Source organism: Xenorhabdus sp. SGI246 (assembly GCF_040838225.1).
GTDB lineage: Bacteria > Pseudomonadota > Gammaproteobacteria > Enterobacterales > Enterobacteriaceae > Xenorhabdus > Xenorhabdus indica.
Genome location: NZ_JBFPEZ010000099.1, coordinates 1 through 8,193 on the forward strand (window position 1 = coordinate 1; position 8,193 = coordinate 8,193).

Consider the following 8,193-nt stretch of genomic DNA (forward strand, 5'->3'; position numbering starts at 1 on the left):
GGTTCGCATAATGTGATATGACGTTATGTTGAATTGGCGGGTGCGACAATTTCAGCGTGCACCCGCCAATTTACACATAACGTCCATTATGCGAGCCTTTTGTTGATCCTTTCTAAGTATTCCAGTACAGAATCATGTTCCTGTACGGAGTCGTGTTCCAGCATCAAATAACTAAATTCGCCTGTTTGCAGTCGGTCATCTCTGTCGAACCATTGACATATAACTAGATTGTATCCGTCTTTATCTACATTTGTGCTATAGCCTGCAATAGTCATTGCTTTATCTTTCGATTTTAAAGTAACAACATCGCCTACTTTAAAATCATTACTAATTTGTGTGCATTTTAATTCTGAGTGTTGATGATTTGAAGATGGGTTATCAGTCATAGTTAACGTACTCTGTTGTTAAACCCCCGTACTGTACTACGGGGGTAGTCTAAGGTTATCTTCGGGCTTTCAGCCACTCCGGTCTAATCTAACGGCCTTTGCTGGGCTAGGGGATTTCACGAAATCGTCTGATGATTAATCGTTCTATTTTAAATCTCGGTTTTTTTGTTTTTGGATATTGGCGATAGTGTCTTTAACAACCTCATCGAGATAATTATCAATTAGTTGGTTGACTAATTCTGAAGATTTAACTATCTCACCTGTTTTGTTTCCTATTTCAATGATTCTCCTCTTTAATTCTAACTTTCTTTCTTCATTGATACGTACGGTTGTATCGCCTCTAGTCGGTTTCATTTTACTGCTTCCTTGTTCATGTGTTTCTTTATCTTACCTCACATTGAATCAAGTATTCATATATGTTTATTTACAACATGCCTATATAATTTTCTTTATGTGCGCATGCTGTAAATATTCATTACTGACTAGCTATTTTGCAAATCGCTATCTTCTATTATCGTGAAGGATGATTTTCAGGTTTAACTGAATGAATTAAATCCTTTGCTGCATCTTTTGCATAGTTATCAATAAGATAGTTAACAATATCTGTCCATGATATTGATTTTCCCGCAGTATGGCTGGCATCTATTGCTAGTCGTTCAAGTTTTAGTTTTCTTTCTGTAACAATAGCCATAGTTGTTCGTTTTTGGGTTGTCATAACTAAGTCCGCCTTTTTCTTAGCCAAATATCTTTATCTCTCCATTATAAGTAAACATTCATGTAGTTGTATCGTTGTACTTGTGTATGTGCATGCACTGTGCTAGATTTCTATTGTTGCATGACTGTATGCATGCGTACTTTTGGTGTTATTTCACTATTGGTGATTTATGACGGTTATCTATTTTGACTACATAGCAGGGTTTGGCGTTAATGCACGTGTCAATGATGAATGGGACTATTACCCGTCCGTTGATGAGCTGATGCACGAATGTAGCGCATTGTATGGCAATCAGGTCGTGCTTGTTTCGACGGCGGTTGCGTCCGGTACTTTTACGGGCTATCAGGAGTCCTTAGATGTTTACTGATAGAACCGTTCTTATTGATTATATTGCTTTTTCTGCACCACTTTCTTGTATGAAAGAGGTTCACACCTTTCAAGAAAAGGGACATGAATGGCGAAAATATCAACACTTGCCCTCTTATCGGCATTATCAGCACAGCCGATTCGCTGATACCTTAACCGCGGATTACACGTCGTTGCCGGACATGGGCGACATGTTTACGGCTTCTATTAAAGATATCAACCATAAAGCGGAACTTTACAATCAGGCGCTGTTAAGTTGCCTGCATGCCCGTTTAAGGCGCTTTATGGCTGCTGTTTTTGGGCTGTTTGTTGGGCCTGCCCGCGGCACAGGCGGTTTTGCCTATCAGGATTCTGCCGTACTGTATTCTGAGGATGGCGGCAATGAGCACTTTGGCATGCTGTACTGGGGCGGGAACAATGGCACTTTTTACGCCCAGATCGGCGGGAAAGGGTGCGCCCATGTGATGAGCGGAACAACGCCCGATAAGCTCTATAAATGGTTTAAGCACCTGGATATTACTGCGTTGAAACGGCTCGATTTGGCGACGGATGACTATGATGGTGTGTTCACGTGCCATCATGCGTTGTCTGCTTATCGGGATGACGCTTTTTATGGCGGCATGGGACCCAAGCCCAAGTTGGGTACGGCCTATGAGATTGATATTGATGGCTGTTATACCAAAGAGATCGTTACGATTGGTTCTCGCCAGTCGCGGGTTTACTGGCGGGTGTATAACAAGGCGCTGGAGCAAAAAGTGTCGGGGGTCTGGTATCGTTCGGAAGCCGAGTTGAAGGGCATTCCTGTTGAAGTACTTTTAGATATTCAGGGGACCTATACCGGATTGTGCCCGTATGCCGCGTCGATTAATCCGGCCGATCCTGCGCCGATTCCAGTACTGTTTGGCCGTAAGGCGGTTGATGCTATTGAAGCTAAGGTTCAGTGGCTGCGCAAGCAGGCGTCTTCGACTATCGCGAAAATTATTCACTTCTTTGAGGGAGATATTGATGCTGTGCTGTCCATGATAGTGCGGGATGAACATCTCTCGGATTTAAACCTGAAATTAGATTTACCGCCGATTTACCAAACATTGATCAATGAGAAGTTAGGAGTATCACGATGTCCGTTTTAGAAAAAATCCCGTTTTATATTGAGGTGACTGCGGCCGATGTCAAGGTTCAGTCGCGTACCCGAACAAATAAGAATACGGGGGAAATTACCCCCTATTATTTACAGCGGGTCATTGCACATATGGGACCGCGTTCGATGTCAGAGACGGAGATTACGTTATCTGAGCCGAATCCGCTGCCCGCTGGGAAATACCTGATTGCAGGCACCAGTCTGTATCCGGGGAAACCGTTCGGGGATAATCCGCCGCGTCTGGAGTTTAACCAGTGGAATGTGTCGTATGTGCCGATGGAATCGGTTAAGGAATTATTGAAGGGCTGATTTGATTTTTATGGCGTCGTCAATTGCGGCGATGCCGTTAATATTGGAGAGCGTAATGGTTGAGATGAATCACATTAACAGTGTCAATATTTCCGCTTCATTATTTGATGAGGTGATATTTACGGGCAAGTTAAAAATGGATCATCATCAGGAAAATTATCGTGGTGAACAGTGCGGAAATTTATTAATTATTCGTGAATGCGAGGATAAAAATAAAAAATTGACGGGTCGGAATGTTTTGGCACAAATTATTAAAATTAAATCTCACCCCGATGATTCGATGGTTATCTTATTCAAGTTGGTTAATTATTCTGTATTTTTCTGTGCGTATAATAGGATGTGATTGATATGGCATCTCAAAATAATACTATCACCGGATCCCTTTGTCATTCCCAGACAAATGATTGCCAGTCAATTATGTTGACGTTATCTGAGATGCCATATCCGCAACGCTCTGACATGGATTATGCTGTTGCGGCGCAGTTCTGGGGCGTTGCGTTTAATTCGGTCATCGGACTTTGGTTGTTTGCCAAAGGATTGGGTGTCATTATTAATATGATTAGGAATGCGTAGTATGTCTAAATTAATGGAATTAAAAAATAAGGTATTGGCGGGCGCGTTGTTTTTAGTATCAGCGGGTGCATTGGCTGATGGAAATAATAATAATTCTAATACGGTTGATTATTCACAACTGACGAATGCGATCAATTTCGGCAATGTAATGACAGGTATTCTGGCCGTTGCTGGCGCATTGGTCGGTATTTATGCGGGTGTTGCTGGCGTTCGATGGATATTGCGGATGGTACGTGGTGCATAAATATTGTTGCTGACACTAGGGGATGGGGCGTAATGGCCCCATTTTTATCTATGCTGGAATCCATTTTTTATTTTATTTGCTTTTTATGGGGGCTGTTATGTGCCTGGGCAGTCATAACCGGATTAAGCTGATTGTTATTTTATTTTGGATGCTGTTTATTATTTCTGAATGTTATTCTTCCCCCGTATTATTGGCGCGTATGGTATTGCCACGGGTAATGGGCGGGGTGATTGTGAAACGCTCATTACCGCAGGCAGCAAATAATCCGGTTTTTTTAACTGTGGTGAATAATACAGTTAATTCTGTTAATAAAATTCCATTACCTGTTTTAAATAAAACCAATTCGTTATTACATGTTGGCAATAAATCATTAAACTGGCTGGGATTAGGGTTGGGTATTCATGCATTGCATAATGATTTATTGAATAATATGGAAAAGGTTTATACGGTGAAGCAGGAAGGTAATATATATTATTCTCTTTCATCCGAAGAGTTGATAACTCAGTTGTTTGAGAAAGACAAAAGAGAAGGGAAGTTAAGTTGTATGGGCTATAAGGAATGTGACTTTGGGGAATTAAAGGAAATTCGATTCAGGCCGCCACATTATTATGATGGCTATTTTGATATGGTTGTTGATGGCGGTAAAGTTTTGTCTAATCGTTTGTATGCCAAGATGATACGTCCGCCCATTCAGCCGATTGTCAATAATAACGGGTTACCGGACTGGTCACCGGATATTGACGAAGATATCAGGCAGCATTTATTTAAGAATAAGGAACTTTCTGCTAATGAGTTAACGGCATTGGTGAATGCGGTATTGATGAACGCGTCCTTACAGAAGGATTATGATGGGATGCCGTTTTCCAGTAGCAATCCGGTGACTTCGGCGGAAGTACAGTCGGTGCTAAAAGAACTGAATATTCAAAAGGTGACATTGAATGATTTATTGGAAAGTGTTGAGGTTCTGGCACGGGTTGATGAGAACCTATTAACCGGAGGCATTGGAGAACGGGACAAGGAGAAGGGCAAGGATAAGGAAGTTGAGGACTATATTGATAATGCACCGCCCGAACTGGAGGATATCCCGACCGCTAAACAGATTATTTCGCCGTTGTTCGGGGTGTTTCCGTTTTTGAATAACTTTGATATTCCGGAGAAGTCCGCTCAGTGTCCTGTGGCAGAATTTGAGGTGTTTGATCGGCATATTGTGATGGACAGTCATTGCATTATGCTGGAGAAAATACAGGGATTATTAAAAGTATTTTCTTTAATTATTTGGTCATTTTTAGGATTGCGAATTATTCTTTCTTCATAAGGGATGAGGAGTGATGTATAAATTAATTATCTCAGCATTGAATTTCGCTATGGGCTTTATGCTCCGTGCCATTATTATTAAATTTGCTGTGTTCTTTGCATTGTTTTATCTTGTCAGTGAATTTGTTCCAGTATTACTGGAGTTATTGCCTGGCTCAACAAATATTAAAGAGTTAATCATTTCATTGCCGGATTCAGTTTGGTATTTTATGAATTTATTTATGGTGACGACGGGTATTAAAGTCGTCATTTCATCTTATTTAACCCGGTTTATTATCCGCCGTATTCCGGTAATAGGGTAATGTATGGCAATTTCTGCGTATGTGGGTTTGCCGGGGAGCGGTAAATCTTATGAGGTTATCGCTAATGTGATTATTCCGGCGTATATAAATGGGCGCCGGATTGTGACCAATATTTATGGTATTTCAGGAGAAAAAATCAAGGCTTATTGTATTAATAAAAATAAAGCGGATGCGGAGAAACTGGGTGAAATTATTTTTGTTGAGAATGAAAAAATTAAGGACGATTTATTTTTTCCGTTTAAAACTGAGACGGGAATTAGTGATAATTCCTTTTGTCGGGCAGGGGATTTAATTTGTATTGATGAGGCCTGGCGCATTTGGGAAAACGATAAAATCGCTGTTACACATCGTTCATTTATTGCTGAGCATCGTCATTTTGCCAATGAGCAGGGTATTACCTGTGATTTAGTGGTAATAAACCAGTCGGTTGTTAATCTGCCGCGATTTATTAAAGACCGTATTGAGACGACTTACCGGATGACCAAATTAGTGGCGTTGGGGTTACGTAGACGTTATCGGGTTGATGTTTTTTCAGGGATCAAATTATTTAGAAATAATCTCACGACGTCTTATCAATGCCGTTATGACTCCGCGATATTTCCGCTCTATCAGTCGTATGAGGGCGGGAACGGTCAGGAGCAGATTGTTGATAAACGCCAGAGTGTGTTTAGCCAGGGCAAGTTTTGGTTCATTGTCATTGGGCTGATTTTTTTGATGGTACTGTCGTTGATTTTCCTGATCCAGTTTTTTAATGGCCAGCCCCAGCCCGCAGAGAAAAAGGCGGCTGTCGGGCATGAACCACAGAATCTTGTGCCGATGAGTGTGCCCGTTCGGGAGCCAATGCGGGCGGTGTCTGACTATTGGCGTATTGCCGGAAAAATTGAGCGGGGCGGCCAGGCCTGGATTGTCCTGTTGAATAATCAGGGGCAAATCCGGTTAGAGCCTGCGTCTCAGTTTAATTTTCAGGGGCTGATGATATCGGGTCAGGTTGATGACAGCACAGTGACGACGTATTCAGGAACGGGAGCTAATACAAAATGAAACGGGCATTAATGGGGCTGTTATTTCTGAGTTCGTCAGTATTAGCGAAGGGGCTGAGTATTGAGTTGAATGCGGTGCCGTTACCCCAGGCATTGAATCTGGTTTATATGCAGATATTTGATAAACCGTTTATGTTATCGCCGGAACTGGCGAATGATCCGCGGGTTGTGACGTTTCGTATGACGCCTGATATCGATGAACGGGCGTTTATTCGTCGTTATCTGGAGAACATGAATATTGGGATTTACCCGCGTCAGGGTGTTGATTATCTGGCGCCGTTTACACCGAAAGCCCCTGTTATTCCGCGGGAATCGTTTGTTTATCAGCCCCGTTATCGTTCGGTTGAGTATTTGTCGGATTTATTGCGGGGACAGTTTGAGGGGCAGTTTAACAGTCAGCGGGGAACGGGAGCGGTCGGGGCGATATCGCCGGATCTTGCGGTATCAGGAACAGCGACTGATTTTATGAATCGTGCCGGTGATTTTCTGGTTTATTACGGGACGAAACCGGAGATTGCACGGTTGCAGGCATTATTGCCGCTGATTGATGTTGCAACGGATGAGGTCGTTGTATTGGCCTATGTGTTTGAGGTACAAACCAGTGAACGTAATGGTTCAGGGTTGGCATTGGCCGCGAAATTATTGTCAGGGAAATTTAATGTGAATGTCGGGGCTAATGCGGGTTTTGACAATTTTATTCGGATCAATATTGGATCGCTCGATGCCCTGTATGAATTATTCCGGACAGACAGTCGTTTTCATGTAGTCAGTTCGCCACGTCTGCGGGTTAAAAATGGGGCTCAGGCCTCGTTTTCGGTCGGTCAGGATGTTCCTGTATTGGGGCAGGTCAGTTACGCTGATAATAAGCCGGTTCAATCTATTGAATACCGCTCCAGCGGTGTGATCCTGAGTGTCCAGCCGCAGATACGGCAGGAGGTGATTGATTTATCTATTAATCAGCAGTTATCCAATTTTGCCCGTACTGATACGGGGGTGAATAACAGCCCGACATTAATAAAACGGGAGGTGAAAACGGACGTATCAATGGGGGATGGGGATATTATTTTATTGGGCGGTTTAGCGGAATCAAAATCAACGCGGGCGAATACCGGCTTTTCATTTTTGCCGCGGGATTGGTTTTCCGGACAGTCTGCTGAGCAGAGTAAATCCGATATTTTGGTGTTGTTGCAGGTAAAAAAGGTCAATCGATGAAGTCACCCGCCGCGCACCGCAGCTCTGTCGAGGAGTGCGGCGGGTGACAGCAGAGATTGATGTGAGCATCAGGAACGTGCCCCTAAATAACGGGTGAAATGACGGCTTACGTTATTTTTTTCACGTAATCCTTTAGTTACAACACACTAGTTAACCTCCCCAAAAAGGAGATAACAAACAACCCCATACTACCATCGCTTAGCAGGACACAGAAAACGGCTCATCGGGGTTTGTTTTGAGTTTTAGATGCCCTTTAGGGCATGGAAGGCGGCTCCTCGGAGTTACTGGGGACACCTTTGTTAATCCGCCGATACAAAGGGGGGGACTTATTGGGGAGCACGGCCACTTCCTTCGTCCTGATAAGCCGTCTTTTAGCAGGCGGTCAGCGACACGAAAGCAGGACGGTCGCAGACAAAAGAAATGTTCAGCTAGCACGGGACAATTTTTTTCGGTATAGAGGCGAAGTGATGATTTGCTTTTGGTGAGTAGGCTTCGTTGAGGGTCAGGAACGCGGCGCTGAAGATGATTGGTAGGCATAATTACGTGACGATTTTCACGTAACGACATAAATAACATCTTAGGTTCGCATAATGT

The 8,193-nt window shown here is 43.0% G+C and carries 13 protein-coding genes; 10 read left to right on the forward strand and 3 right to left on the reverse strand.

What is annotated here, in order from left to right:
* Nucleotides 1-86: 86 nt before the first annotated feature.
* From ABLA85_RS17220 to ABLA85_RS17230, 3 genes are all read right to left on the reverse strand, one after another.
* Nucleotides 87-386, reverse strand: coding sequence for a YodC family protein (locus ABLA85_RS17220; protein ID WP_367965570.1), 300 nt, complete (start codon nt 384-386; stop codon nt 87-89).
* A gap of 144 nt (nt 387-530) precedes the next feature.
* Nucleotides 531-740 (reverse strand): hypothetical protein, encoded by a 210-nt coding sequence (locus ABLA85_RS17225; RefSeq protein WP_367965571.1) that lies wholly within the window; start codon nt 738-740, stop codon nt 531-533.
* 157 nt (nt 741-897) lie between these two features.
* Nucleotides 898-1,101: a hypothetical protein gene (locus ABLA85_RS17230; protein ID WP_367965572.1), complete on the reverse strand. Its 204-nt coding sequence runs from the start codon at nt 1,099-1,101 to the stop codon at nt 898-900.
* Between the two features lie 169 nt (nt 1,102-1,270).
* Between ABLA85_RS17230 and ABLA85_RS17235 the strand changes: the two genes are divergently transcribed.
* From ABLA85_RS17235 to ABLA85_RS17280, 10 genes are all read left to right on the forward strand, one after another.
* Nucleotides 1,271-1,468 carry a hypothetical protein gene (locus tag ABLA85_RS17235; protein WP_367965573.1) on the forward strand — a complete coding sequence of 66 codons (198 nt, stop codon included), beginning with the start codon at nt 1,271-1,273 and terminating at the stop codon, nt 1,466-1,468.
* Nucleotides 1,458-2,597, forward strand: coding sequence for a replication initiation factor domain-containing protein (locus tag ABLA85_RS17240; RefSeq protein ID WP_367965574.1), 1,140 nt, complete (start codon nt 1,458-1,460; stop codon nt 2,595-2,597). The genes ABLA85_RS17235 and ABLA85_RS17240 overlap by 11 nt, the downstream gene beginning before the upstream one ends.
* On the forward strand, nt 2,585-2,914 hold the full coding sequence (locus ABLA85_RS17245) for a hypothetical protein (protein WP_367965575.1): 330 nt from the start codon (nt 2,585-2,587) through the stop codon (nt 2,912-2,914). Before ABLA85_RS17240 ends, ABLA85_RS17245 begins: the two co-directional genes overlap by 13 nt.
* 55 nt (nt 2,915-2,969) lie before the next feature.
* Nucleotides 2,970-3,257: a hypothetical protein gene (locus ABLA85_RS17250; protein ID WP_367965576.1), complete on the forward strand. Its 288-nt coding sequence runs from the start codon at nt 2,970-2,972 to the stop codon at nt 3,255-3,257.
* A 5-nt stretch (nt 3,258-3,262) separates the two neighbouring features.
* On the forward strand, nt 3,263-3,487 hold the full coding sequence (locus ABLA85_RS17255; protein WP_367965577.1) for a hypothetical protein: 225 nt from the start codon (nt 3,263-3,265) through the stop codon (nt 3,485-3,487).
* 1 nt (nt 3,488) lies between these two features.
* Nucleotides 3,489-3,731, forward strand: coding sequence for a major capsid protein (locus ABLA85_RS17260; protein ID WP_367965578.1), 243 nt, complete (start codon nt 3,489-3,491; stop codon nt 3,729-3,731).
* Nucleotides 3,732-3,828: 97 nt separating this feature from the next.
* Nucleotides 3,829-5,046 carry a hypothetical protein gene (locus tag ABLA85_RS17265; RefSeq protein WP_367965579.1) on the forward strand — a complete coding sequence of 406 codons (1,218 nt, stop codon included), beginning with the start codon at nt 3,829-3,831 and terminating at the stop codon, nt 5,044-5,046.
* Between the two features lie 13 nt (nt 5,047-5,059).
* Entirely contained in the window at nt 5,060-5,347 is a 288-nt protein-coding gene (locus ABLA85_RS17270; protein WP_367965582.1) for a DUF2523 family protein, read from the forward strand.
* Between the two features lie 3 nt (nt 5,348-5,350).
* The gene (locus tag ABLA85_RS17275; protein ID WP_367965580.1) at nt 5,351-6,388 is read left to right on the forward strand and encodes a zonular occludens toxin family protein; all 1,038 of its coding nucleotides are present in this window, start codon (nt 5,351-5,353) and stop codon (nt 6,386-6,388) included.
* A complete protein-coding gene (locus ABLA85_RS17280; protein WP_367965581.1) occupies nt 6,385-7,599 on the forward strand; it encodes a type II secretion system protein GspD in 1,215 nt (404 codons plus the stop codon). Before ABLA85_RS17275 ends, ABLA85_RS17280 begins: the two co-directional genes overlap by 4 nt.
* Nucleotides 7,600-8,193: the final 594 nt, after the last annotated feature.